The 24178-nt window shown below is 61.0% G+C and carries 17 protein-coding genes and 1 riboswitch; of the genes, 14 read left to right on the plus strand and 3 right to left on the minus strand.

What is annotated here, in order from left to right; genetic code table 11:
• Window positions 1–34 precede the first annotated feature (34 nt).
• The gene (locus tag AC1DNI_RS01745; protein WP_477690592.1) at window positions 35–1489 is read left to right on the plus strand and encodes an NAD(P)-dependent oxidoreductase; all 1455 of its coding nucleotides are present in this window, start codon (window positions 35–37) and stop codon (window positions 1487–1489) included.
• An 11-nt stretch (window positions 1490–1500) separates the two neighbouring features.
• Window positions 1501–2811 carry an NAD-dependent dihydropyrimidine dehydrogenase subunit PreA gene (gene preA / locus AC1DNI_RS01750; protein WP_477690593.1) on the plus strand — a complete coding sequence of 437 codons (1311 nt, stop codon included), beginning with the start codon at window positions 1501–1503 and terminating at the stop codon, window positions 2809–2811.
• A 4-nt stretch (window positions 2812–2815) separates the two neighbouring features.
• Here preA and rutR read toward each other — a convergent pair whose 3' ends face one another.
• Window positions 2816–3469, minus strand: a complete 654-nt coding sequence (gene rutR / locus AC1DNI_RS01755) for an HTH-type transcriptional regulator RutR (protein ID WP_477690594.1) — start codon at window positions 3467–3469, stop codon at window positions 2816–2818.
• A gap of 216 nt (window positions 3470–3685) precedes the next feature.
• Here rutR and aptA point away from each other — a divergent pair, with 216 nt between their 5' ends.
• From aptA to AC1DNI_RS01800, 9 genes are all read left to right on the plus strand, one after another.
• Window positions 3686–5011, plus strand: coding sequence for an omega-aminotransferase AptA (gene aptA, locus AC1DNI_RS01760; RefSeq protein WP_091947194.1), 1326 nt, complete (start codon window positions 3686–3688; stop codon window positions 5009–5011).
• A gap of 11 nt (window positions 5012–5022) precedes the next feature.
• Window positions 5023–6270, plus strand: a complete 1248-nt coding sequence (locus AC1DNI_RS01765) for a Zn-dependent hydrolase (protein ID WP_477690595.1) — start codon at window positions 5023–5025, stop codon at window positions 6268–6270.
• A 3-nt stretch (window positions 6271–6273) separates the two neighbouring features.
• Window positions 6274–6735, plus strand: coding sequence for an endonuclease domain-containing protein (locus tag AC1DNI_RS01770; RefSeq protein ID WP_477690596.1), 462 nt, complete (start codon window positions 6274–6276; stop codon window positions 6733–6735).
• Window positions 6736–6783: 48 nt separating this feature from the next.
• Window positions 6784–8238, plus strand: a complete 1455-nt coding sequence (gene hydA, locus AC1DNI_RS01775; protein WP_477690597.1) for a dihydropyrimidinase — start codon at window positions 6784–6786, stop codon at window positions 8236–8238.
• On the plus strand, window positions 8238–9077 hold the full coding sequence (locus AC1DNI_RS01780; RefSeq protein WP_477690598.1) for an ABC transporter ATP-binding protein: 840 nt from the start codon (window positions 8238–8240) through the stop codon (window positions 9075–9077). The genes hydA and AC1DNI_RS01780 overlap by 1 nt, the downstream gene beginning before the upstream one ends.
• Window positions 9046–9549 (plus strand): N-acetyltransferase family protein, encoded by a 504-nt coding sequence (locus tag AC1DNI_RS01785; protein ID WP_477690599.1) that lies wholly within the window; start codon window positions 9046–9048, stop codon window positions 9547–9549. The genes AC1DNI_RS01780 and AC1DNI_RS01785 overlap by 32 nt, the downstream gene beginning before the upstream one ends.
• The gene (locus tag AC1DNI_RS01790) at window positions 9546–10421 is read left to right on the plus strand and encodes an ABC transporter permease (protein WP_477690600.1); all 876 of its coding nucleotides are present in this window, start codon (window positions 9546–9548) and stop codon (window positions 10419–10421) included. Before AC1DNI_RS01785 ends, AC1DNI_RS01790 begins: the two co-directional genes overlap by 4 nt.
• A 271-nt stretch (window positions 10422–10692) precedes the next feature.
• Window positions 10693–11817: an ABC transporter permease gene (locus tag AC1DNI_RS01795; protein ID WP_477690601.1), complete on the plus strand. Its 1125-nt coding sequence runs from the start codon at window positions 10693–10695 to the stop codon at window positions 11815–11817.
• 27 nt (window positions 11818–11844) lie between these two features.
• Window positions 11845–12831, plus strand: a complete 987-nt coding sequence (locus tag AC1DNI_RS01800; RefSeq protein WP_153666764.1) for an ABC transporter substrate-binding protein — start codon at window positions 11845–11847, stop codon at window positions 12829–12831.
• Window positions 12832–12871: 40 nt separating this feature from the next.
• On the opposite strand, the gene ilvD is transcribed toward AC1DNI_RS01800, so the two are convergent.
• Window positions 12872–14725 (minus strand): dihydroxy-acid dehydratase, encoded by a 1854-nt coding sequence (gene ilvD / locus AC1DNI_RS01805; RefSeq protein ID WP_477690602.1) that lies wholly within the window; start codon window positions 14723–14725, stop codon window positions 12872–12874.
• 164 nt (window positions 14726–14889) lie between these two features.
• Window positions 14890–15126 (minus strand): Lrp/AsnC ligand binding domain-containing protein, encoded by a 237-nt coding sequence (locus AC1DNI_RS01810; RefSeq protein ID WP_477690603.1) that lies wholly within the window; start codon window positions 15124–15126, stop codon window positions 14890–14892.
• A 104-nt stretch (window positions 15127–15230) separates the two neighbouring features.
• Window positions 15231–15317, plus strand: a riboswitch (glycine riboswitch).
• Between the two features lie 207 nt (window positions 15318–15524).
• Between AC1DNI_RS01810 and AC1DNI_RS01815 the strand changes: the two genes are divergently transcribed.
• From AC1DNI_RS01815 to AC1DNI_RS01825, 3 genes are all read left to right on the plus strand, one after another.
• Entirely contained in the window at window positions 15525–16799 is a 1275-nt protein-coding gene (locus AC1DNI_RS01815) for a D-amino acid dehydrogenase (protein WP_477690604.1), read from the plus strand.
• A gap of 283 nt (window positions 16800–17082) precedes the next feature.
• A complete protein-coding gene (locus AC1DNI_RS01820) occupies window positions 17083–19011 on the plus strand; it encodes an autotransporter assembly complex protein TamA (RefSeq protein WP_477690605.1) in 1929 nt (642 codons plus the stop codon).
• Window positions 19008–23612, plus strand: coding sequence for a translocation/assembly module TamB domain-containing protein (locus AC1DNI_RS01825; protein ID WP_477690606.1), 4605 nt, complete (start codon window positions 19008–19010; stop codon window positions 23610–23612). Before AC1DNI_RS01820 ends, AC1DNI_RS01825 begins: the two co-directional genes overlap by 4 nt.
• Window positions 23613–24178: the final 566 nt, after the last annotated feature.

The raw sequence follows: 24178 nt of genomic DNA on the forward strand, positions 1-24178 counted from the left end.
ACCGGACGCGGCCGGAAAGAGGAGATGCGATTTTATGGGATCGATCGATTCTGCAATCCGTGACGTCAGGACCGGACGTCTTCCAGCCGAAGACTATGGGGATGTTTTTTCCGACCTCCATCCGCCGCTGACACGGCACGAGGCTTTCGTCGAATCCGATCGCTGCTATTTTTGCTACGACGCTCCTTGCATGAATGCGTGCCCGACAGGCATCGACATTCCGCTCTTCATCCGCGAGATCAACGCCGACAATCCGACCGGATCGGCCAAGACCATTTTATCGGAGAATATTCTCGGTGGAATGTGCGCCCGCGTCTGCCCGACAGAAACCCTCTGCGAACAGGCCTGCGTGCGTGAAATCGCCGAAGGCAAGCCGGTGAAGATCGGGCTGTTGCAGCGTTATGCGACCGACCACCTGATGGCGAACGGTAAACATCCCTTCCAGCGCGCCGAACCGTCCGGCAAATCCGTGGCGGTAGTCGGGGCAGGACCGGCAGGGTTGTCTGCAGCGCATCGCCTGGCGATGCGCGGCCATGACGTGACGATCTTCGAGGCGCGGCCCAAGGCCGGCGGTCTGAACGAATATGGTATCGCCGCCTACAAGACGCCGGATGATTTTGCCCAGAAGGAACTCGAATTCATCCTCGAGATCGGCGGCATCACGATTCAGAACGATAAGGCGCTTGGACGCGATGTCAGCCTCGATGCATTGCACGCGGGCTTCGATGCCGTGTTTCTCGGCATCGGCCTGCCGTCCGTCAACGAACTCGGGCTCGAAGGCGAAGATGCGGCCGGCTGTATCGACGCGGTCGACTACATCTCGGTGCTGCGCCAGAGCGACGACCTTTCGGAAATTGCCGTCGGTCGCGACGTGGTCGTCATTGGCGGCGGCATGACTGCTATCGACGTCGCCGTGCAGACCAAACTGCTTGGCGCCGAAAATGTCATTATCGCCTACCGCCGAGGCCCGGAGCATATGAATGCCAGCGCCTTCGAACAGGAAATAGCGCTAAAGAACGGGGTCATCATCCGCCATTGGCTGCAGCCCCGGGAACTTATTCGCAACGAACATGGCGAAGTCTGCGGCATTACGCTGGATTACACCGCCATCACGGATGGCCGTCTCGGCGTGACAGGCGAAAGCATCACGCTCGCCAGCGACCAGATTTTCAAAGCTATCGGCCAGGCTCCGGCGGCCACCCTTCTTGCAGAGGCCGGCATTGCGCTTTCGCGCGGCCGTATCAGCGTCGACGAGGAAGGCAGAACCTCGATCCCGGGGATCTGGGCCGGCGGCGACTGCGTGGCCGATGGCGAGGATCTGACCGTTGCGGCGGTGCAGGACGGCAAGATTGCCGCCGAATCCATTCATCGCGCCTTGATGCAGAAGCCGGAAAAGGTCGCGGGTTTTGTCGAGGCCGTCATGGCCGACAATGCCAAGGCGACCGACAGCGCGCACAAACCCAGTCACCCACGCCACGTGGCAGGCTGAAGGAGATCGACATGGCTGATCTATCGACGAATTTCCTCGGCATCAAATCGCCCAATCCGTTCTGGCTGGCTTCCGCCCCGCCGACCGACAAGGCCTATAATGTGGAGCGCGCCTTCAAGGCCGGTTGGGGCGGCGTCGTCTGGAAGACCCTTGGTGAGGAGGGCCCGCCGGTCGTCAATGTCAATGGCCCGCGCTATGGCGCCATACACGGGCCGGATCGCCGACTTCTGGGCTTCAACAATATCGAGCTCATCACCGACCGGCCGCTTCAAGTAAATCTCCGCGAAATGACCGAGGTGAAGAAGAAGTGGCCTGATCGCGCCTTGATCGCGTCGATCATGGTGCCGTGCGAAGAGCAGGCGTGGAAGGCGATCCTGCCGCTTGTCGAGGCAACGGGCGCTGATGGGATCGAGCTGAATTTCGGCTGCCCGCATGGCATGTCCGAGCGCGGCATGGGATCGGCGGTCGGCCAGGTGCCGGAATATATCGAAATGGTCGTGCGCTGGTGCAAGCAGTACACCCGCATGCCGGTTATCACCAAGCTGACCCCAAATATTGCTGATATCCGCAAGCCGGCGCGCGCGGCGAATGCGGGTGGAACCGATGCCGTGTCGTTGATCAATACGATCAATTCCATCGTCTCCGTCGATCTCGATAATTTCGCCCCGGTCCCGTCCATCGACGGGCGCGGCTCGCATGGCGGCTACTGCGGCCCGGCGGTAAAGCCGATTGCGCTCAACATGGTGGCGGAGATCGCCCGCGATGGCGAAACCCGGGGCCTGCCCATTTCCGGCATCGGCGGCATAACCACCTGGCGCGACGCGGCGGAATATATTGCCCTCGGTTGCGGCAATGTGCAGGTTTGCACGGCGGCCATGACCTATGGCTTCAAGATCGTGCAGGAGATGATCTCCGGTCTTTCCGACTGGATGGATTCGCGCGGCTTCAAGACGATCGAGGATTTCCGCGGCCTTGCGGTGCCGAACGTATCGGACTGGCAATACCTCAACCTCAACTACATTACCAAGGCGCGGATCGATCAGGACCTCTGCATCAAGTGCGGCCGCTGCTATATCGCCTGCGAGGATACCTCGCACCAGGCCATCACCTCCATGGTCGATGGGGCGCGGCACTTCGAAGTGATTGATGAGGAGTGCGTCGGCTGCAATCTCTGCGTCAATGTTTGCCCGGTCGACAATTGCATCAGCATGGTGCCGATGACGGCAGGGGTCGATCCGCGCACGAAGCTGCCGATCAGGCCGGAGTATGCCAACTGGACGACCCATCCGAACAACCCGATGGCAAAGGTCGCCGCGGAGTAGGGAGCTATCCCCGCGGCTTTATCCCATTGAGGATGATGCTGAGCACCGCCTGCGCCGTCTGTTCGCGAAAGCCCGGACGGCCGACCTGGCTGCCCATGATCGCCCGGACCTGGACATCGAAATCAGCGTAGTGCTGCGTGGTCGCCCAGATCATGAAGATCAGGTGGTAGGGATCGACCGGGGCAAGCTTGCCTTCGCCGACCCAACGGCGAATGACTATCGCCTTCTCGTCGACGAGCGGCTTAAGATGCGTGGTCAGAAACTCGCTGATCGCCGGCGCGCCATGCAACACTTCGTTGGCAAACAGCCGCGACGCCGCCGGATGGCTCTCCGACATACTGATCTTGAGCGTGATATACTTGCGCAATTGCTCGATCGGATCGCCGTCAGGATCGATATCCGCAAGCGGCGCCAGCCACTCCGCCAGCGTCTCTTCGAGCAGCGTCACATAGATGTTCTGCTTGCGCGGAAAATAATAGAGGAGGTTCGGTTTCGACATGCCGGCTTTCTCGGCAATCTGGTCGATCGTGGTGCCGCGAAAGCCATAGGTGGAAAAAGCGTCGAGCGCGGCGTCGAGGATGAGGCGGCGATTGATTTCCTGTATGCGCGTCGTCTTTTCAGGAACCGCGCCTGCGCTGGTTTTGGCCGCTCTCCCCATGCACCCGCTCTCCTTTCAGACCGCGACAAGATGACAGTTCTGTTGCCGGCCGCCACAGCCGGAAAAACCGACAAAGCGCTTGACCGCTTTCCTATGCTCTTCTAGCCTGCATTTTGACCAAGTAGTCAAGTTTTTGATTGTGCCAGACGCGCAGTCAATCGGGAACAAAAAACAATCGGCCCCAAACGGGCCATCTGCGATCAGGAGGCGAGTCACATGTCCAAGGCGGCAATGGGGACCAATAATCTCGACGCGTTCTGGATGCCGTTCACGGCAAACCGCCAGTTCAAGCAGGACCCGCGTCTGCTCGTCAGTGCCAAGGACATGCATTTCAAATCGCATGACGGCCGCGAGATTCTCGACGGCACCGCTGGGCTCTGGTGCTGCAATGCCGGTCACGCCCGGCCGAAGATTGTCGAAGCGGTGCAGAAGCAGGTTGCCGAACTCGATTACGCGCCCGCCTTCCAGATGGGCCATCCCAAGGTCTTCGAACTTGCCGCACGTCTCGCGGCCATGCTGCCGTCGCCGATCGACCATGTGTTTTTCACCAATTCGGGTTCTGAGGCGGTCGATACGGCGCTCAAGATCGCCATCGCCTATCATCGCGCCAAGGGCAACGGCACCAAGGTCAAGCTGATCGGCCGCGAACGCGGCTATCATGGCGTCGGCTTCGGCGGCATTTCCGTCGGCGGCATATCCGGCAATCGCAAGACGTTCGGCAATGCGCTCGGCGGCATCGACCATATCCGCCACACGCATGATCCGGCACGCAATGCTTTTACGCGCGGCGAGCCCGAATACGGCGTCGAATTCGCCGATGATCTCGAACGGGTGATCGCGCTTCACGATGCCTCCAATATCGCCGCTGTCATTGTCGAGCCGGTGGCTGGCTCAACCGGCGTCCTGATACCGCCAAAGGGTTATCTGAAGCGGCTGCGTGAAATCTGCACCAAGCACGATATTCTTCTGATTTTCGACGAGGTCATTACCGGTTTCGGCCGGCTTGGTGCGCCCTTTGCCGTGGATTATTTCGGCGTCATTCCGGATCTCGTCACCACTGCGAAAGGCATTACCAGTGGTGTCATCCCGATGGGCGCGGTCTTTGCCACGCGGCAAATTTACGAGGCCTTCATGACGGGCCCGGAAAACATGATCGAGCTTTTCCACGGCTACACCTATTCCGGCCATCCCGTCGCCTGCGCCGCTGCGCTCGCAACGCTCGATACCTATGAGGACGAGGGCCTGATGACGCGGGCGGCTGACCTTGCTGATTACTGGGCCGACGCGCTGCATGCCTTGAAAGGCCTGCCGCATGTCGTCGATATCCGCAATCTCGGATTGATCGGCGCCGTCGAACTCGAGCCGATCGACGGCGCGCCGACGAAGCGCGCCTTCCAGGCGTTCCTCGATTCCTACGAAAAAGGCCTGCTCATCCGCACGACCGGCGATATCATCGCCCTGTCGCCGCCGCTGATCATCAGCAAGGGGCAGATCGAACACCTCTTCGACACGCTGGCCGACGTTCTGAAAAATCTCGCATAGAGGCACGCCCGATGACGCTCACTGGAAATCTCAGGATCAATGGCGACCGTCTCTGGGACAGCCTGATGGAAATGGCGAAGATCGGGCCGGGCCTGCGCGGCGGCAACAACCGCCAGACCCTGACAGACGAGGACGGCGAAGGCCGGCGCCTGTTCCAGGAGTGGTGCGAGAAAGCCGGCCTGTCGATGGGCGTCGATACCATGGGCAACATGTTCTTCATGCGCCCGGGAACTGACCCCGACGCTCTGCCTGTCTATGTCGGCAGTCATCTCGACACACAGCCGACGGGCGGCAAGTTCGATGGCGTTCTCGGCGTCCTTGGCGGGCTCGAACTCGTCCGCACGCTGAACGATCTCAATATCCGGACCAAGCACCCGATTGTCGTCGTCAACTGGACCAACGAGGAAGGCACGCGCTTCGCCCCGGCCATGCTGGCGTCCGGGGTCTTTGCCGGCGTGCTTGACCAGGATTGGGCCTATCAGCGCGAGGATGCCAAGGGCAAGAAATTTGGCGACGAGCTGGAGCGGATCGGCTGGAAGGGCGACGAGAAGGTCGGCGCGCGCAAGATGCATGCGCTGTTCGAATTGCACATCGAGCAGGGTCCGATCCTGGAGGCCGAGGGCAAGGACATCGGCGTCGTCACCCACGGGCAGGGCCTGTGGTGGCTGCAGATCACCCTGACCGGCAAGGAAAGCCATACCGGCTCGACGCCGATGCCTATGCGCAAGAATGCAGGGCTCGGCATGGCGCGCGTCACCGAGCTTGTCCATGAGGTCGCGATGGCGCACCAGCCGAGCGCCGTGGGTGCTATCGGCCATGTCGACGTCTATCCGAACTCGCGCAATGTCATCCCGGGAAAAGTCGTCTTTACCGTCGATATTCGCTCGCCCAATATTGCCACGCTCAACGCCATGAAGGCAGAAATCGAGGCGAAGGCAGCCGGGATCGCCAAGGAACTCGGCCTGGGCATCGAGATCGAGGAAGAGGGTCATTTTGATCCGGTCGCGTTCGACGCCGGTTGTGTGACGGCGGTGCGCAACGCCGCCGAGCGGCTCGGCTACAGCCATCGCAACATCGTCTCCGGCGCTGGCCACGATGCTTGCTGGATCAACCGCGTGGCGCCGACGGCCATGGTCATGTGCCCTTGCGTCGACGGCCTCAGCCACAACGAAGACGAGGACATCAAGAAGGAATGGGCGACAGCCGGCGCCGACGTGCTGCTGCATGCTGTGCTGGAGACCGCGGAGGTTGTCAGCTAAACCATGATTTTGTCGGTGCTGCCCCCCTCATCCGACCCGGTCAACAAACGCCGGCCCGGTGCCACTCAAAAGGCGAAATTTATTCGGCGGAGCGATACAGAGCCCGAATTTCGCTTGTGGAGCGACCTGCGCAACCGGCTGCTGAACGGGTACAAGTTCTCGCGGCAGGTCCCATTGGGCCCCTACGTCTGCGACTTTGTTGGCCGCGCTAGGCAGCTCATTGTCGAACTGGACGGCGCTCAGCATGCCGATAGCATGCATGACCACAAACGCACGCAATGGCTGAACGCTAACGGCTACTCACTGCTCCGGTTCTGGAATCACGAAATCCTGGCCGAGCGCCGGCAGGTGCTGGATACAATCCTGGCAGCGCTTGAAGGACATTATACGGCTCGATGTGAGATCCTGCGTTTCTATCCCGCGAACAGCACGGCCAACGGGGTTTCGCATGAGGCTGATTTGTAAGATCCAGGCAGGATTGTTCGGGAAAAAACCAAAAAGGGGAACGGACACATGGCGACGAAAGTGATCAAGGGCGGTACCATCATCGCCGCGGATCGCACCTACAAGGCGGATGTGCTGATCGATGGCGATACCATCGCGGCGATTGGGACTGACCTTTCGGGCGATGAGGTTATCGACGCCACCGGCTGCTATCTGATGCCAGGCGGCATTGATCCACACACCCACCTCGAAATGCCCTTCATGGGTACCCATTCCTCCGATGATTTCGACACCGGCACGGCGGCGGCGCTTGCTGGCGGCACAACGATGGTGGTCGATTTCGTTCTGCCCGGGGCCGATGGACTGCTCGCCGCCCTGCAGGACTGGTTCCAGAAGGCGGGCAAGGCGCGCACTGACTATTCCTTCCACATGGCGATCACAGGCTGGAATAAGCAGGTATTCGATGAAATGCCGAAGGTGGTCGAGCGCGGCATCAATACGTTCAAGCACTTCATGGCCTATAAGGGCGCGCTGATGGTGGACGATGACGAGATGTTCGCCTCTTTCACGCGTTGCGCCGAGATCGGCGCCATGCCGCTGGTCCACGCGGAAAATGGCGACGTCGTCGCCCAGCTGCAGCAGAAGCTCTTGGCGGAAGGCAATAACGGACCCGAGGCGCATGCCTATTCGCGCCCGCCGGAAGTTGAAGGCGAGGCAGCCAACCGGGCCATCATGATCGCAGACCAGGCCGGTGTTCCGCTCTATATCGTCCACGTCTCCTGCGAGCAGGCGCACGAAGCTATTCGCCGCGCCCGCCAGAAGGGCATGCGTGTCTACGGCGAACCCCTCATCCAGCATCTCGTCCTTGATGAAAGCGAGTACAAGAATGAGGATTGGGACTATGCGGCGCGGCGCGTCATGTCGCCGCCGTTCCGCGACAAGATCAACCAGAACGGGCTCTGGGCCGGGCTCGCATCAGGCAGCCTGCAGGTCGTTGCGACCGATCATTGCGCCTTCACCACCGAGCAGAAGCGTTTCGGCGTCGGCGATTTCACCAAGATTCCGAACGGTACCGGCGGACTTGAGGATCGCATGCCGGTGTTGTGGACGCGCGGCGTCCGCACCGGCCGGCTGACACCCAACGAGTTCGTCGCCGTCACCTCGACCAATATTGCGCAGATTCTCAACATCTATCCGCGCAAGGGCGCAATCCTGCCCGGTTCCGATGCGGACATCGTCATCTGGGATCCCGAGGCCAGCAAAGTCATTTCCGCCGCGTCGCAGAAGTCCGCCATCGATTACAATGTGTTCGAGGGCTTCGAGGTGACGGGTCTGCCGCGCATGACCCTGTCGCGCGGGCGCATCGCCTACAAGGACGGCGAAGTTCTCGCCCCGACGGGTAGCGGCCGTTTCGTCGAGCGCGAGGCCAACGCGCCTGCCAACCGCGCACTTTCCACTTGGAAGGAGTTGATGGCGCCGCGTAAGGTGGATCGCGATCCGAAGAACATTCCGGCGGGCGTCTGATGACAGTCGTCGCCCTTAGGCCCAAGGCGAAGACGATGTCCGAAGTGGCACCCAAGAATGTCATTGATGTCAAGGACCTGTCGCTGGTCTTCGAGACCAATGACGGCCCCGTAAATGCGCTCTCCCATATCGATCTTACGGTCAATGCCGGCGAGTTCGTGTCCTTCATCGGTCCGTCCGGCTGCGGCAAGACCACGCTTCTGCGTGTAATCGCCGATCTTGAGCAGCCGACATCAGGCGGCATAACCGTCAACGGCATGTCGCCTTCCGAAGCCCGCCAGAAGCGCGCCTATGGCTATGTATTCCAGGCGGCGGCGCTTTATCCCTGGCGCACCATCGGCGGCAATGTTTCGCTGCCGCTGGAAGTGATGGGCGTGCCGCGCGAGGAGCGCAGGCAGCGTATCGCCAAGAATCTCGACCTCGTGAATTTATCCGGCTTCGAGAAGAAGTTTCCCTGGCAATTATCGGGCGGCATGCAGCAGCGCGCTTCCATCGCCCGCGCCCTGTCTTTCGATCCGCATCTGCTTTTGATGGACGAACCTTTTGGCGCGCTCGACGAAATCGTCCGCGACCACCTCAACGAGGAGCTTCTCAAGCTCTGGGCGAAGACCCAGAAGACCGTCATCTTCGTTACCCATTCGATTCCCGAGGCCGTGTTCCTCTCGACGAAGATCGTCGTCATGAGCCCGCGCCCCGGCCGGATCCATGAGATAATCGATTGCGACCTCGGCAGCGAGCGTACGCTCGATATTCGCGAGACGCCGAAATTCCTCGAGATTGCCCACCGGGTGCGCGAAGGCCTGCGCCATGGCCATTCCTACGACGAGGCGCATCTATGACGAGGGTCGCCTGATGATCATCCGGGCGGCCAGATTGCGCGACATGCCGGCCTGCGCGGATATCGTCAACACATGGATCGATGCGACCGACTGGATGCCGCGCGTGCATTCGCCTGATGAGGTGGCCGAATTCTATCGGGATACGGTTTTCGAACGCTTCGAGGTATTCGTGGCCGACCGCGACGAACAAATCGCCGGCATGGTTGCGCTGGCCCCGGACAACATGGTGAGCGCGCTCTATGTCCACGCGGATGCGCGCCGGCAGGGGGTGGGCAAGGCACTGCTCGACCGCGCCAAGCGTGAGGCGACAGGACCCGTGCAGCTCTGGACCTTCGTCGCCAACCGGGCAGCCCAGGCGTTCTACAAGCACGAAGGATTTACGGAAGTGCGGCGCACCAAGGGCGATAACGAGGAGCAGCTTCCCGATATCCTCTATGTATGCCCTCAGGACGGGGCGAGAGCCACGCCATGAATTTCATCCGCAACAGTGTCATTCCGGTCTCGACGGTCCTCGTCGCCATTTTGGTGCTCTGGTATGCATTCGCAGTCTTTCTCAATGCGCCATTTGAGCGGGATCAGGCGGCGCGCGCCAATACGACCCTTTCGACGCAGCAACTCATCGCCAATACCATGGCGCAGGAGCGGCCCGTGCTGCCGGCGCCGCACCAGGTGGCAGCGGAAATACACAAGACAGTCTTCGACATCAGCCCGACCTCGAAGCGCAGCCTCGTCTACCATGGCTGGATTACGCTTTCTTCGACCCTGCTCGGCTTCGCGCTCGGCACGCTGCTCGGCATCCTGCTGGCCATCGCCATCGTCCACTCGCGGACCCTCGACAAGAGCCTGATGCCGTGGATCATCACCTCGCAGACTGTGCCTATCCTTGCAATTGCGCCGATGATCATCGTGGTTCTCAATGCGGTCAATATTACCGGCCTGCTGCCCAAGGCGATGATCTCGACTTACCTTTCGTTCTTTCCCGTCGCTGTCGGCATGGTGAAGGGTTTGCGCTCGCCGGAGATCATGCACCTCGATCTCATGCGCACCTATAACGCCTCGAAAATGCAGGTTTTCTGGAAGCTGCGCTGGCCGGCTTCGATGCCCTATCTATTCACCTCCATGAAGATCGCCGTTGCCATCAGCCTTGTTGGGGCAATCGTCGGTGAATTGCCCACGGGGGCCGTGGCCGGTATCGGCGCAAGGCTCCTGGCCGGCTCCTATTACGGGCAAACGGTGCAAATCTGGGCGGCATTGATTGCGGCGGCGCTGATGGCAGCAGTGCTTGTCAGCCTGATCGGCCTGATCGCGACCCTGGTCAACAGGCGCATGGGGGTGCGGGCATGAGGCTGGGCAAGACAAGCATCGGATCGTCGCGCTGCACGGCTTTCATCCGGCCCGAAGATCATTGGTTGGGCCGTTCCCCCCACCCCGGATCTTCGATCCGACCCTCCCCACGCTGGGGCAGGGTGGAACTGCGGCCTTGCTTCCAAACTCAAGGTGTAAACCTCGCTCCGGACGAAACAATCCACCCGTCATCGGCGGGCACCGCTCTTACCCTCCCCCAAGGTGGGGAGGGTCGCCGCCCAGCGGCGGGGTGGGGGGCGAACCCGCAGCCATGTTCCACAAACGGGGTGCGGGCATGAAGCGCTCGCCTCTCGCCATCCTCGCCTTCGTGCTTGCGGCTGCATCGCTGGTACTGCCGACCGGCGCCGATGGTCCGGGCGCCCTTTTCTTCGTAGCACCCGCCATCCTGTTCGCAACAGCGGCGGTCGGGCTCTTCGTGGCCCCGTCTCTAGCCTCACTGGTTGCCTTGCTGGTCCTCGTCCATATCGCCGCGGCATGCCTCATCGCGCTCCTCGGCTCTTTCACGATAAGCGGTCCGGCGATTGGCTATGGCTGCATGGTGGTATCCGCCTGGCTGCTTGCCTGGCTCGCCGTCCAGCGACTTGCGGCGCTGCGCCTCAAATCTGCCGGTGCGCAACGTTTCGTCAATCTCGCGCTGCCCGTCCTCTTCGGCGCGTGGCTGCTGATCCTCTGGGAGATCGTGGTGCGCGGCTTCGGCGTCCCGACCATACTGCTGCCGCCGCCCTCCATGATCGCCGGGCGCATTGCTGGCTCCGTCCCGACCCTATGGGCAGACTTCCAGCAGACATTCCTCAAGGCCGCGATCGCCGGCTATGCCATCGGCTGCGGCTCCGGGTTCATTGCCGCCATCATCGTCGATCGCGTGCCCTTCCTGCGCAAGGGGCTTTTGCCGATCGGCAATCTGGTCGCCGCCCTTCCCGTTGTTGGCATCGCGCCGATCATGGTCATGTGGTTCGGGTCCTATTGGCAATCGAAGGCTGCGGTCGTCGTCATCATGACGTTCTTTCCAATGCTCGTGAATACTGTCGCGGGTCTCGCCGCCTCTGGCGCGATGGAACGCGACCTGATGCGCACCTATGGCTCCAATTATTGGCAGATCCTCGTCAAGCTGCGCCTGCCAGCGGCGATGCCTTTCATTTTCAATGCGTTGAAGATCAATTCGACCCTTGCGTTGATCGGCGCTATCGTTGCCGAATTCTTCGGCTCGCCCATCGTCGGCATGGGCTTTCGCATATCGGCCGAGGTTGGCCGCATGAATGTCGATATGGTGTGGGCCGAAATCTTCGTTGCGGCGCTCGCCGGATCGCTATCCTACGGACTGATTACACTTATCGAACGGGCCGTCACCTTCTGGCACCCGTCCTATCGCGCGTAACAAACAAGAACAGAGGAGAACTGAAGCATGAAGAAAACGTTGGCACTCTCACTCGGCCTCGCCATGACCCTGATGGCCAGCTCGGCGCTTGCCGCGGACAAGCTCGTCCTGCAGCTGAAATGGGTCACGCAGGGCCAGTTTGCCGGCTACTACGTCGCCAAGGATAAGGGCTTCTACGAGGAAGCCGGCCTCGACGTCGAGATCAAGCCGGGCGGACCCGACGTGGCGCCGCCCCAGGTCATCGCCGGCGGCGGCGCCGACGTGGTCGTCGACTGGATGCCTTCGGCGCTCGCAACCCGCGAGAAGGGTCTGCCTCTCGTCAATATCGCCCAGCCGTTCAAGCGCTCGGGCATGATGCTGACCTGCCGCAAGGAAACAGGGATCACCAAGCCGGAGGATTTCAAGGGCAAGACGCTCGGCGTCTGGTTCGGCGGCAACGAATATCCGTTTCTCTCCTGGATGAACCATCTCGGGCTCAAGACCGATGGTGGACCCGACGGCGTGACCGTTCTCAAGCAGGGTTTCAATGTCGATCCGCTGATCCAGAAGCAGGCAGACTGCATCTCGACCATGACCTACAACGAATATTGGCAGGTGATCGATGCCGGCATCCCGGCGGACCAGCTCGTCACGTTCAAGTATGAGGATGAAAAGGTCGCAACGCTGGAAGATGGTCTCTACGTGCTGCAAAAGAGCCTCGACGATCCGAAGATGGTCGACAAGCTTGCGCGTTTCGTCAAGGCTTCGATGAAGGGCTGGGACTATGCCCGCGCCAATCCGGATGAGGCTGCGACCATCGTCCTCGACAATGATGCAAGCGGCGCGCAGACCGAGAAGCATCAGAAGCGAATGGTCGCGGAGATCAACAAGCTGACGGAAGGCTCTACGGGCGTTCTCGACGTGGCGGCGGCAGAGCGGACGGTCGAAACACTGCTCGGCGGCGGTTCAGATCCGGTCATCACCAAGAAGCCCGAAGGCGCCTGGACCTCGAAGATCACCGACGCTGCGAAGTAACCGGAACGGCCCTCCCTGTTCGCGGAGGGCCGTCTACCGCCTAGTTCCAATCGTCGGGAATTTGCCGGACCGCCCCGCGGGCAGCACTGGTCGCCATGGCGCCATAGGCGCGTAGGGCCGTCGTTACCTTGCGCTTGCGCTTTTCTGCAGGCTTCCAGGCGGCGGCGCCCTTGGCTTCCATATGGGCGCGGCGATCGGCAAGTACAGCATCGTCCACCGCGAGGTGGATCTTGCGGTTCGGAATATCGATATCGATCATATCGCCCTCCTCGACGAGGCCGATCAATCCGCCCTCGGCGGCTTCTGGTGACACGTGTCCGATCGAAAGGCCGGAAGAACCGCCGGAGAAACGCCCGTCGGTGATCAGGGCGCAGGCTTTGCCCATACCTTTCGATTTCAGGTAGCTCGTCGGATAGAGCATTTCCTGCATGCCGGGTCCGCCGCGCGGGCCTTCATAGCGGATCAGCACGATGTCGCCTGGCTTGACGCCGCCATTCAGGATGCCGAGCACGGCGCTGTCCTGGCTTTCGAAGATGCGGGCCGGGCCGGAGAATTTCAGGATCGAGTCGTCGACGCCCGCGGTTTTCACGATGCAGCCGTCCTCGGCGAGATTGCCGTAGAGAACCGCAAGGCCGCCGTCTTTAGAATAGGCATGCTCGGCGCTGCGGATCACACCCTTCTCGCGGTCGAGATCGACCGTATCGAAGCGGCGATCCTGGCTGAACGCGACTTGCGTCGGCACACCCCCGGGCGCCGCCCGGAAGAAGTCGTGCACCGACTTGTTCGAGGTGCGGGCAATGTCCCAGCGGTCGAGCGCTGCGGCGAGATTGGCCGAATGCACGGAATAGACCGACGTGTCGAGGAGGCCGGCGCGATCGAGTTCGCCGAGGATGCCCATGATACCGCCGGCATGGTGCACGTCCTCCATGTGGACATTGGCGACGGCAGGGGCGACCTTGCAAAGCACCGGCACGCGGCGCGAGAGCCGGTCGATGTCGCTCATGGTGAAATCCACCTCGGCCTCATGCGCCGCAGCAAGCAGGTGCAGAACCGTGTTGGTGGAACCGCCCATGGCGATATCGAGCGTCATCGCATTTTCGAAAGCGGCAAACGAGGCAACCGCGCGCGGCAAGACGGTTTCGTCGTCCTGTTCGTAGTAGCGACGAGCGAGATCGACGACGAGATGGCCGGCCTCGACGAAGAGGCGGCGGCGGTCCGCATGGGTGGCGAGCGTCGAACCATTGCCGGGCAGGGACAGACCGAGCGCCTCGGTGAGGCAGTTCATCGAATTGGCGGTGAACATGCCGGAGCACGAACCGCAGGTCGGGCAGGCCGAACGCTCGATGACCTGGACTTCCTCGTCGGAAATGCGGTCGTCGGCCGCCGCTACCATGGCATCGACGAGATCGAGCTTCTTTTCCTTGTCGCCCCAAACGACCTTGCCGGCTTCCATCGGGCCGCCGGAAACAAAGACGACGGGGATGTTGAGGCGCAGCGCAGCCATCAGCATGCCAGGGGTGATCTTGTCGCAATTGGAGATGCATACCATCGCATCGGCGCAATGGGCGTTGACCATGTATTCGACGCTGTCGGCGATGATCTCGCGCGAAGGCAGCGAATAGAGCATGCCGTCATGGCCCATGGCGATGCCGTCATCGACAGCGATCGTATTGAATTCCTTGGCGACGCCGCCCGCACTTTCGATTTCGCGCGCAACGAGCTGGCCGAGATCCTTGAGATGGACGTGGCCGGGAACGAACTGCGTAAAGGAATTGACCACTGCAATAATCGGCTTGCCGAAATCCTCGTCCTTCATTCCGGTCGCGCGCCAGAGCCCGCGGGCACCAGCCATGTTGCGGCCATGTGTGGTTGTGCGTGAACGATAGGGGGGCATTTGGGATCATCCTGATGGCAGTGGTCGAAAAAGCATCTCTACAGACAAACAGAGCCAATGGCAAAATGGCATTTGTTTCCTGCGGGGCGTGCAAATTGTTGCATTTATTTCATAGTGGACTTCATCTCTGCCCGAAACGGGACGTAATGTCTCGGGGCTCGCGTTCAAAACGCCGTGAAAGTCATCGTCGTCAAGGAACGGGCAATTCCCGGAATTCCGAGCACGTTGTCGTTGATGAACCTGCCGACGTCCTTGTCTTCGGCGATGTAGATCTTTGCCAGGAGGTCATAATCGCCGCTCGTCGAATAAAGCTCCGATACGATTTCACGCTCGTAGAGGGCAGCTGCGACCTCATAGGTCTTGCCGGGAAAGCACTGCAGCTGCAGGAAGACGGGTTTCATTTATCTGCTCCGGTGGTCTGAACTGGTGCAATCAACATAATGGGTCCGGGCTTCGTTAGCCAGTTGTTCTCGTCTCGCGGTTGCGATATAAGCGGCCCGTTCGCACAGGCTATCTGGGAGAGACCGGTAAAACCGGCGCCGATGGAGCAACCGCCCCGGAAACTCTCAGGCAAAAGGACCAGACTAGCGTCGGACATCTGGAGAGTGGCGTGGCTTCGAAGGCTTCGCCCACCGAAGGAGAAAGCCCTGACCGGCGCAAGCCGGTAACGCAGCCGAGACAAGGGATGGCAAACATCCGGCAGGTGCGTAAGGGCCAAACTCTCAGGTCCCGTGACAGATGGGGTTTCGTGCCGCTCGCGGCGAAACTGGAACCATTTGTGCTGAAGGACTAAACTGCCATGACCTCGATCGCCATTATCGGCGCTGGTATCACCGGCGTCACCACCGCCTATGCGCTTGCCCGCCAGGGGCACACCGTTACCGTTTTCGACCGCAACCGCTACGCGGCGATGGAGACGTCGTTTGCCAATGGCGGCCAGCTTTCGGCGTCGAACGCCGAAGTCTGGAACAGTTGGGGCACCGTGCTCAAGGGCATGAAGTGGATGCTGCGCAAGGATGCGCCGCTGCTCATGAATCCAAAGCCATCGTGGCACAAATATTCGTGGATGGCGGAGTTCGTCATGAACATTCCGCACTATGAGAAGAACACGATTGCGACAACCAGGCTCGCCATCGAGGCGCGCAAGCGCATGTTCGAAATCGCTGCCGAAGAGAAGATCGATTTTGACCTCGAGAAGCGCGGCATCCTGCATATCTATCGTTCGAAATATGGCTACGACCATGCCGTCAAGGTCAACAAGTTGCTCGAAGCAGGGGGCCTTGACCGCCGCTCGGTCACGAACGAGGAAATTCACCACATCGAACCAGCGCTCGACGGCACGTTCTATGGCGGCTTTTTCACGCCCTCGGATTCGACGGGCGACATCCACAAGTTCACCCGGGGCCTTGCCGAAGCATCGACGCGCCGGGGCGTTCGCTTCGTAGGCGACGCCAATGTGCAGACCCTCAGGCATGGGAAGGATGGCATCGTTGTTGCCTGGAACAGCGCCTCACAGGCGCTTTCGCCGGTCGAGAGCGAGCGCTTCGATGCGATCGTCATCTGCGCCGGCATTGCCAGCCGCAAATTTGCCGCGCAGCTTGGCGACAGGGTCAACATCTATCCGGTCAAGGGATACTCGATCACCATCAACCTCGGCGACGAGGCAAGCCGTACCGCGGCGCCGTGGGTAAGTTTGCTCGATGACGATGCCAAGATCGTCACCAGCCGCCTCGGCGCGGGACGGCTGCGCGTCGCCGGCACCGCCGAGTACAATGGCGAAAACCGTGACATCCGTCATGACCGTGTCAAGCCGCTGGTCGATTGGAGCCGCGATCTCTTCCCGGGCATGGATACATCGAATGTGGTGCCGTGGGCTGGCCTTCGCCCGATGATGCCGAACATGCTGCCGCGCGTCGGCAGCGGCAAACGGCCGGGTGTCTTCTACAATACGGGGCATGGCCATCTCGGCTGGACACTATCGGCCGCAACCGCGGAGATCGTTGCCCGTCATATCAGCGCGGCGATGCCGGCGGAAAAAGCCGGGCAATCGGAGTGGCTGGCCGCCGCGGAATAATTGAACTTGAGAAGCGCCGGCCTGACCGGCGCTTCGTCGTTTCAAGCCGGTCTGTTGCATTGCTCTAACAAAAAGTGATCCGCACCCGGCAGAGTTCTGTGGCGATATGGCCACAAGAAAACCCCTAGGCGACCAGAGCGTGGTCTTAGCGGGTTGGCCCACCCTGACCGGCATGTTATCAATTTCTTAAGCTCGGGAGAGGATTTTTAACAATCCGTGGGGATGTGTCTCCGTGCCTGCGGCGTAATGTGTGTCATTTTTTGAGTAAGGATTTTGCTGGTTGATGGAATTGAGGCGCCCACAGGCCAAGCTTTTCGGCGCCGCTTTGCTGGCCTTCACCGCGCTTGTTTCGCCGGCGCAGGCGTTTGACCTCTTCGGCATTCATCTTTGGGGCGAGCGGAAGACCGATGACGCGGATGCCGTCATTGCCGACCCCCACCGTTACAGCGTCGAAAATGCGCAAGGCGAGGACAAGGCTACAACCAAGCTCGTCGCGGGGGCATCGAGCCTTGTCGAGGATGAGGATAAGCCTGCCTCCGGCGCAGCGGGCCTGATCGCCAAGGCGCGGGGAGACTACCGCCGCATTCTGGGCGCGCTTTATGCCGATGGCCGCTATGGCGGCACGATCAGCATCAAGATCGACGGTAGGGAGGCTGCGGATATTCAGCCCGATGCCGATTTGCCCAATCCTTCCACGGTCGTGATCGCCGTCGATCCCGGACCGCAATTTCTGTTTGCATCGACGCGCATAAAGAATATGGCGCCGCTGCCTATAGACCCCAAGGACGTCGTGGACAGGCCCGAAGATCAAGGCTTCGCACCAGGCGATGTTGCGACATCGACGGCGATCCTCAAGGCCGAACGCCTTGCGGTTGACGCATGGCGGGAACAGGGCCACCCCAAGGCCCGGATCGTATCGCGCGACGTCGTCGCCAATCACGATGACAACAGGATAGATGCCACCATTGATGTTAATCCCGATCGCCGCGCCGCCTTCGGTCCGGTGACCGTAAGGGGTACCGAACGGATGGATCCGGAGTTCGTGGCCTTCATCACCGGATTGCAGCCGGGGGTGGAGTATGATCCGGACGAGATCGAGCGCGCCAAGAAGCGGCTCTCCCGCCTCGAAGTGTTCCGCTCCGCCCGCATTGAAGAAGCCGACGCGATCACACCGAACGGGCTGCTGCCGATCACCGTCGCCGTGCAGGAACAGAAGCTGCGCCGGTTCGGCCTCGGCGGCAGCTATTCGACGCTCGACGGCGCCGGTTTCGAGGCCTATTGGCTGCACCGCAATCTCTTCGGTCACGCAGAACGATTGCGCTTCGATGCGAAGATCGGCGGCATTGGCGGCCAGTCGTTCAATCCGCAGGACTATAATTATCTTCTTGGCGTGACCTTCACCAAGCCCGGCGTTTTCAATCCGGATACTGATTTCGTCACGTCGCTCATCGGCGAGCGCCAGGTTCTCGATGCCTATACGCAGACGTCGATTACGGCGCAGGGCGGGTTCACGCGGATTTTCTCCGATGAACTGACCGGCAAGATCATGGCCAACGTCGCGAAATCCCGTTTCGACGACGACTTTTTCGGCAAGCGCGATTTTCTGACGGCGGGCTTCATCGGTGGGCTTACCTATGACAGCCGTGACAACAAGGTCGATCCTTCGAAGGGATATTACCTCGAAGGCCTGATCACCCCCTTCTACGAGTTCGAGTACGGCAATTTCGCCAGCAAGTTCACCGCTGAAGGCCGCACCTATTACAGTTTCGATGCCGACAAGCGCTTCATCCTGGCGGGACGCTTGAAGCTCGGCAGCATTGTAGGAGCCGACATCGCCGAATTGCCGCCAGATCAGTTGTTCTTTGCCGGCGGCGGCGGCTCGATTCGCGGCTATGCCTACCGCAATGTAGGCGTGAACGTGACGCGCGACGGCGAGGATTTCGTCATTGGCGGGCGTTCGCTCGTCGAAAGCTCGGTCGAAGCGCGGGTACGCATGACCGATACGATCGGTGTCGTCGGCTTCGTCGATGCAGGCTATGTCGGCGAACAGTCCTATCCGGACTTTTCCGAACAGCTCCGTGTCGGCGTTGGCGCAGGCTTGCGCTACAATACCGGCCTTGGACCGATCCGCCTCGACTTTGCGGTACCGCTCGACCGCACCCACGACGACCCCGATTTTGCTCTCTATGTTGGCATAGGACAAGCGTTTTGACCCGGTTCCTCGTAAGTCTCTTCCTGCTGCTTTTTGCAGCGCCGGCCCTGGCGCAGGATAGCGCCGAGGCGGAGAAGTCCTACTTCCTGAGCTTCGTTCAAAACCAGCTTTCGACCCCTAACCGGCAGATTGTCATTTCGGACATCCAGGGCGTGCTTTCCTCCGAAGCGAGCATCGGCAGCATAACTGTGGCGGACCGCGAAGGGGTCTGGCTCAAGATCACCAATGCCCGCATTGTCTGGAGCCGCCTTGCGCTTCTGAGAGGCCGGCTCGATATCAACACGCTTGCCGCCGACCGTATCGACGTCTTCCGCAAGCCGCTTCCCGACAACAGCTTGCCTTCGCCGGAAGCCAAGGGTTTCAGTCTGCCGGAACTCCCGCTTGCCGTCATCCTCCAGGATTTGCAGGTAGCGCGCATTGCCTTCGGCGACGGCGTATTCGGGCTTCGGTCGGAAATCTCCATCGCGGGCAACCTGAAGCTTGAAAGCGGATCGCTTGATACGACGCTTGCCGTCAAACGCCTGGATGGGCCCGGCGGCGAGTTTAACATCAAGGCGGCGTATGCCAATCAGAGCCAGCAGCTCGACCTCGATCTGACCCTGAACGAGCCGCAGAACGGCATCGTTGCCAATCTTCTCAATATTGAAGGCAGGCCCCCCGTGGCGCTGGCGCTGAAGGGATCGGGCCCGGTAAGCGACCTTGCTCTGCAGTTGACGCTCGACGCGGCTGGCAAGCGCGTTCTCACCGGCGATACCAAATTCGACCGCCAGCCGGATGGCCTCGCCTTCAAGGCAACGATGAACGGCGAAATCGCCACGCTGGTGCCGCCCATCTTCCGCGATTTCTTCGGCAACGAGACCGCACTCGTCGTCGATGGCGTCGCCCGTGACGGTGGCGGTGTGGCGCTCGATCAGCTCAGCATCAGGAGCAATTCGCTCACGCTCAACGCCACTGGCGATACGACCGACGATCTCTTCCCGCGCCGCCTGAAGATCGATGGCACTATTGCCGATCCGTCCGGCAAGAAGGTGATCCTTCCGGTCAAAGGCGGGCAGACCACCGTCGACAAGGCCGTGCTTGCCGTCTCGTTCGGCGCCAGCGCCACCAACGACTGGACGAGCAGCATCGAGATCACCAACCTGACGACTGAGAGCTTTGCCGCCCGTAACGTCAATCTTCTCGGCAAGGGCATTGCCGAGAATCTCGACAGCCCGACCGCTCGCTCGCTCACCTTTGACGTAACGGGCGACGTTTCCGGCATTACCGCGACGCGCGCCGATGTTGCCAAAGCGCTCGGCGACAAGATCCAGCTCAAGATCAATGGCGACTGGAAGGCAGGTACCCCTGTCAACCTCAGCCAGGCTCTCATCGCGGCGAACGGGTTCAGCGCTGGCCTTGAAGGCACGATCCAGAATTTCGCCTACCAGGGCGATATTGTGGTGAAGGCATCGAGCCTTGCACCGTTCTCCGCCCTTGCCGGGCGTGACCTTGCCGGCTCGCTCGACCTCAAGGCCAATGGCTTGATCGAGATGTTGAAGGGCGGGTTCGATCTCATGCTCGACGGGCAGGCAACTGGCATGAAGCTCGGCATCGACGCTGCCGACAAGGTGCTTGCCGGCGAGACGCGCCTCACCGGCGGCCTTGCCCGCGGCGAAGCCGGTCTTAGCGCCAGGAACTTCCGCGTCGAGAATCCACAAACGCTTCTCACGGCTAACGGAACCTTCGCGACTGGCGCGGCGAACTTCGATTTCGGCCTCGATCTGAGCGATCTCGCCCTGCTTTCCGAAAAGGCGAAGGGCGCTCTCAAGGTGAAGGGCAGCGCACGCGGCCAGGACAATATCATAGCGCTCGCCTTCAATGCCGGCGTGCCGCAAGGCGCGCTCTCGGGGCGCAAGCTGACCGATGGAGCCCTGACCTTCAATGGCACGCTGTTCAATGGCAATGTCGACGGCAGGGTTTCCGGTCTCGCCTTCCTCGACGACAAGCGGGCAGACCTCAGCACGAATATCGCAATCCGTGCTGACGAGAAGCGCTTGAGCGATATCCAGTTCATCGCCGGCGGGACCCGGCTGCGCGGCGATGTCACGCAGAACCCGAAAGGGCTGCTGCAGGGTAATTTTACCCTTGCTTCGACGGATCTTTCGACGGCAGCGGCCCTGTTCCTCGTCAACGCCACCGGTAAGGCGGATGCAACGATTGCGCTTACCCACGATGACGAGAAACAGAATGTCGAGGTCAAGGGGCAGGTCAACGGCCTGAAGGCCAATGATATCCGTGTCGGCAAGGCAGCGGTCGCCCTGACGGCGCAGGACATTTTCAAAGTTCCTTCAGCCAATGGTTCGGTGACTGCGACCGATGTATCGGCGGCCGGCATCGACATCACCGTGGCCGAAGCGCGCGCCATGCAGTCGGGTCGAACGACCAATTTCGTTGTGGGCGCAAGCCTAGCCAACAGCGCGCACATCGCCACGACCGGCGCACTGCAACCCACGGACAACGGCTTCCTGTTGTCGCTTGCCAAGGCGGAACTCACACGCGGCGACGTTGCCGCGAGGCTGACCGCGCCGGCCGCGATCAATGTGGCTGGCAGCAATATTTCCTTTGGCGATATCCTGCTCGATATTGACGGGGGCAAGGTCACCGTCAGCGGTGATGTTGCCGAAACGCTGAGCTTGACCGTCGCCGCACAGCGATTGCCGCTCAGCATCGCCAATCTGATCAAGCCCGACCTTGGGCTCGGTGGCGAGATCAACGGCCAGGCCCGGATCGGCGGCACACGCCAGAAACCCGATGTGAATTTCGATGTGCAGGCACGCGGCATTACAGCTGCCGCGCTGAAGCAGGCGGGTGTCGACGCAGTCAATATCGATGCCAAGGGGACCTCGACCACCGACCAGTTGAACGTCGACGCACATGTGACAGGCGCCGGCGGTATCGATGCGTCGGCAAAAGGCTCCGTTCCGCTTGCCGGTGGCCAGCTCGGCGTTGATTTCAACCTGCGCAGCCTGCCGCTGCGGGCGCTCAACGGCGTCGTCAGGGACCAGAATCTTGGCGGCGATATCTCGGGCAGCGGCCGTGTCACCGGCACATTGAGCCGGCCCGATCTGGAGTTCAACCTGAAGGGTGCCGGCCTTACCGCACGTCCCCTGCAGGATAACGGACTGGCGCCATTGCAGCTTGCCGCCGCGGGCCGTTTTGCCAACAATGTGCTGAACCTTTCTTCCGCCAAGGTGGACGGGCCGCAAGGACTGACCGTATCGGCCGACGGCAATGTTCCGCTCTCCGGATCCGGTCTGGGCGTCAACGTCACCGGCCGGATTCCGCTTTCGCTGGTCAATCGCTCCCTTGCCGAGCGCGGGACGCAGGCCAAGGGCACCATTGAAGTGTCGGCCGCTGTTTCGGGAAGCTTCAGCCAGCCGCAGATTCGCGGCAACTTCTCCGCCAATGGCGCCGAGGTGCTCGATCCGCAGACGAATCTTCGGCTGCAACGCATCACGTTGCTTGGCGATATGGCGGGAACGACGGTGACGATCCGCACCTTCAACGCCGCGCTTTCGACCGGCGGCTCGATCAGCGCCAGCGGCACTATTTCAACGGACGCTGCGGCAAACTTCCCTGCCAATATCGATATCCGGCTGGATAAGGCGCGCTATGTCGACGACGACCTGCTCGTTGCGTCCGTTACGGGCGCGCTTACAGTCCGCGGTCCGCTCACACGCGATCCGGTCATTGCCGGCAACATCGATGTCAATCGTGCCGAGATCACCGTGCCGGAAAACTTCGGTGGCTCGGCCGCCATGATCGATGTGCGCCACAAGGACCCTTCGAAGGCGGTGGTGAAAACGTTGCGCCGCGCCGGCGTCGATGGAACGAGGAAGGCTGGCGCATCCACTGCGCGGCCGAGCATCGTTCGTCTCGATATCAACGTGAACGCGCCGAACAAGATCTTCATTCGCGGTCGCGGTCTCGATGCCGAAATCGGCGGTTCGGTGCGCCTGACTGGTCCTGCCACCGATATCCAGCCGGTCGGCGCATTCGATCTTATCCGCGGCCGGCTTGGCATTCTTGGCCAGCGCATTACCTTTACCGAAGGCCAGGTCACGCTCGTCGGCGACCTCGACCCCGAAATAAACTTTGTTGCAACGACTCAAGGGTCCGACATTACCGTCAATGTCATGGTGAGGGGCCGGGTATCCGATCTCAAGATCACCTTCTCGTCGCAGCCGGAACTGCCGCAGGACGAGGTTCTTGCCCGATTGATATTCAAGCGTTCGATCGGCGAATTGTCACCGCTGCAGGTGGCGCGCCTCGCTGCTGCCGCGGCGGAACTCGCCGGCGGCCAGCGTTCGTCGTTGCTGGATAATTTGCGCAAGAGTACGGGCCTTGATGATCTCGACGTCGTTACCGACGCTAAGGGCAATACAGGCGTGCGCGCCGGGCGCTATATCCGCGACAATGTCTACCTCGGTGTTGAGGCGGGTTCGGGTGGATCGAGCAAGGGTACCGTCAATCTCGACATCACGCCGAACCTGAAGGCGCGAGGCTCGGTCGGTGCCGACGGCGATTCGGGCGCAGGCCTGTTCTACGAAAAGGATTATTGAGGGCTGACCAGCCAGCGTCCACATCACACCGCCGTTCCACCTTCGTTCTGTGCCGTCCCACCTCGTCCATCGCGATTTTTACGAGCCTCGTTCACCACCATTGCCGTGGCCATCCTTGTCCACAACGGCTAGCGTCGTGCTCGACATGCGGCCGTCACGTGAAAGCTCGTTGTCGTGCTCAATGCGAGACTCAGGACAAACTCGTTCAACAGAGTTGATGACGGGCGAAGGAGGCTACGGAAATAAGCACACGGTTCTCCGCACCGTTGTTTCAACTGGCTAAAGGCGTGGAGAGGATGACGGCGAGGTTAGCGTCTCGCGGTTGAGTGTTGCCAATGGGGGGAGGATAAGAAGTGCGCATCTGTATCCGGCGCCGTTAAATGCAGCCGAGAATGACGGCTGATAGGTATTATCGCGGGTGTTTCAAAGCGCCGGCATCCCTAGCGACTGTCTTCTACGACTCACCGCCACGGCTACTGCCATGGCTCGCTCCGTCATCCTCGCCACCACACTGACGTCATCCTCGGGCCCTTGTCCCGAGGATCCATGCCACTGGCTGAGCCACG

This window comes from Phyllobacterium sp. 01N428 (assembly GCF_056399405.1).

What these genes read in the sequence shown, in the direction of transcription:
- AC1DNI_RS01780 (WP_477690598.1), top strand. Translation starts at nt 8,238, where the DNA reads ATGACAGTCGTCGCCCTTAGGCCCAAGGCGAAGACGATGTCCGAAGTG.
- AC1DNI_RS01785 (WP_477690599.1), top strand. Translation starts at nt 9,046, where the DNA reads ATGGCCATTCCTACGACGAGGCGCATCTATGACGAGGGTCGCCTGATG.
- ilvD (WP_477690602.1), bottom strand. Translation starts at nt 14,725, where the DNA reads ATGCCCCCCTATCGTTCACGCACAACCACACATGGCCGCAACATGGCT.
- AC1DNI_RS01765 (WP_477690595.1), top strand. Translation starts at nt 5,023, where the DNA reads ATGACGCTCACTGGAAATCTCAGGATCAATGGCGACCGTCTCTGGGAC.
- AC1DNI_RS01820 (WP_477690605.1), top strand. Translation starts at nt 17,083, where the DNA reads ATGGAATTGAGGCGCCCACAGGCCAAGCTTTTCGGCGCCGCTTTGCTG.
- rutR (WP_477690594.1), bottom strand. Translation starts at nt 3,469, where the DNA reads ATGGGGAGAGCGGCCAAAACCAGCGCAGGCGCGGTTCCTGAAAAGACG.
- AC1DNI_RS01745 (WP_477690592.1), top strand. Translation starts at nt 35, where the DNA reads ATGGGATCGATCGATTCTGCAATCCGTGACGTCAGGACCGGACGTCTT.
- AC1DNI_RS01770 (WP_477690596.1), top strand. Translation starts at nt 6,274, where the DNA reads ATGATTTTGTCGGTGCTGCCCCCCTCATCCGACCCGGTCAACAAACGC.
- hydA (WP_477690597.1), top strand. Translation starts at nt 6,784, where the DNA reads ATGGCGACGAAAGTGATCAAGGGCGGTACCATCATCGCCGCGGATCGC.
- AC1DNI_RS01810 (WP_477690603.1), bottom strand. Translation starts at nt 15,126, where the DNA reads ATGAAACCCGTCTTCCTGCAGCTGCAGTGCTTTCCCGGCAAGACCTAT.
- AC1DNI_RS01815 (WP_477690604.1), top strand. Translation starts at nt 15,525, where the DNA reads ATGACCTCGATCGCCATTATCGGCGCTGGTATCACCGGCGTCACCACC.
- AC1DNI_RS01790 (WP_477690600.1), top strand. Translation starts at nt 9,546, where the DNA reads ATGAATTTCATCCGCAACAGTGTCATTCCGGTCTCGACGGTCCTCGTC.
- AC1DNI_RS01800 (WP_153666764.1), top strand. Translation starts at nt 11,845, where the DNA reads ATGAAGAAAACGTTGGCACTCTCACTCGGCCTCGCCATGACCCTGATG.
- AC1DNI_RS01795 (WP_477690601.1), top strand. Translation starts at nt 10,693, where the DNA reads ATGTTCCACAAACGGGGTGCGGGCATGAAGCGCTCGCCTCTCGCCATC.
- aptA (WP_091947194.1), top strand. Translation starts at nt 3,686, where the DNA reads ATGTCCAAGGCGGCAATGGGGACCAATAATCTCGACGCGTTCTGGATG.
- preA (WP_477690593.1), top strand. Translation starts at nt 1,501, where the DNA reads ATGGCTGATCTATCGACGAATTTCCTCGGCATCAAATCGCCCAATCCG.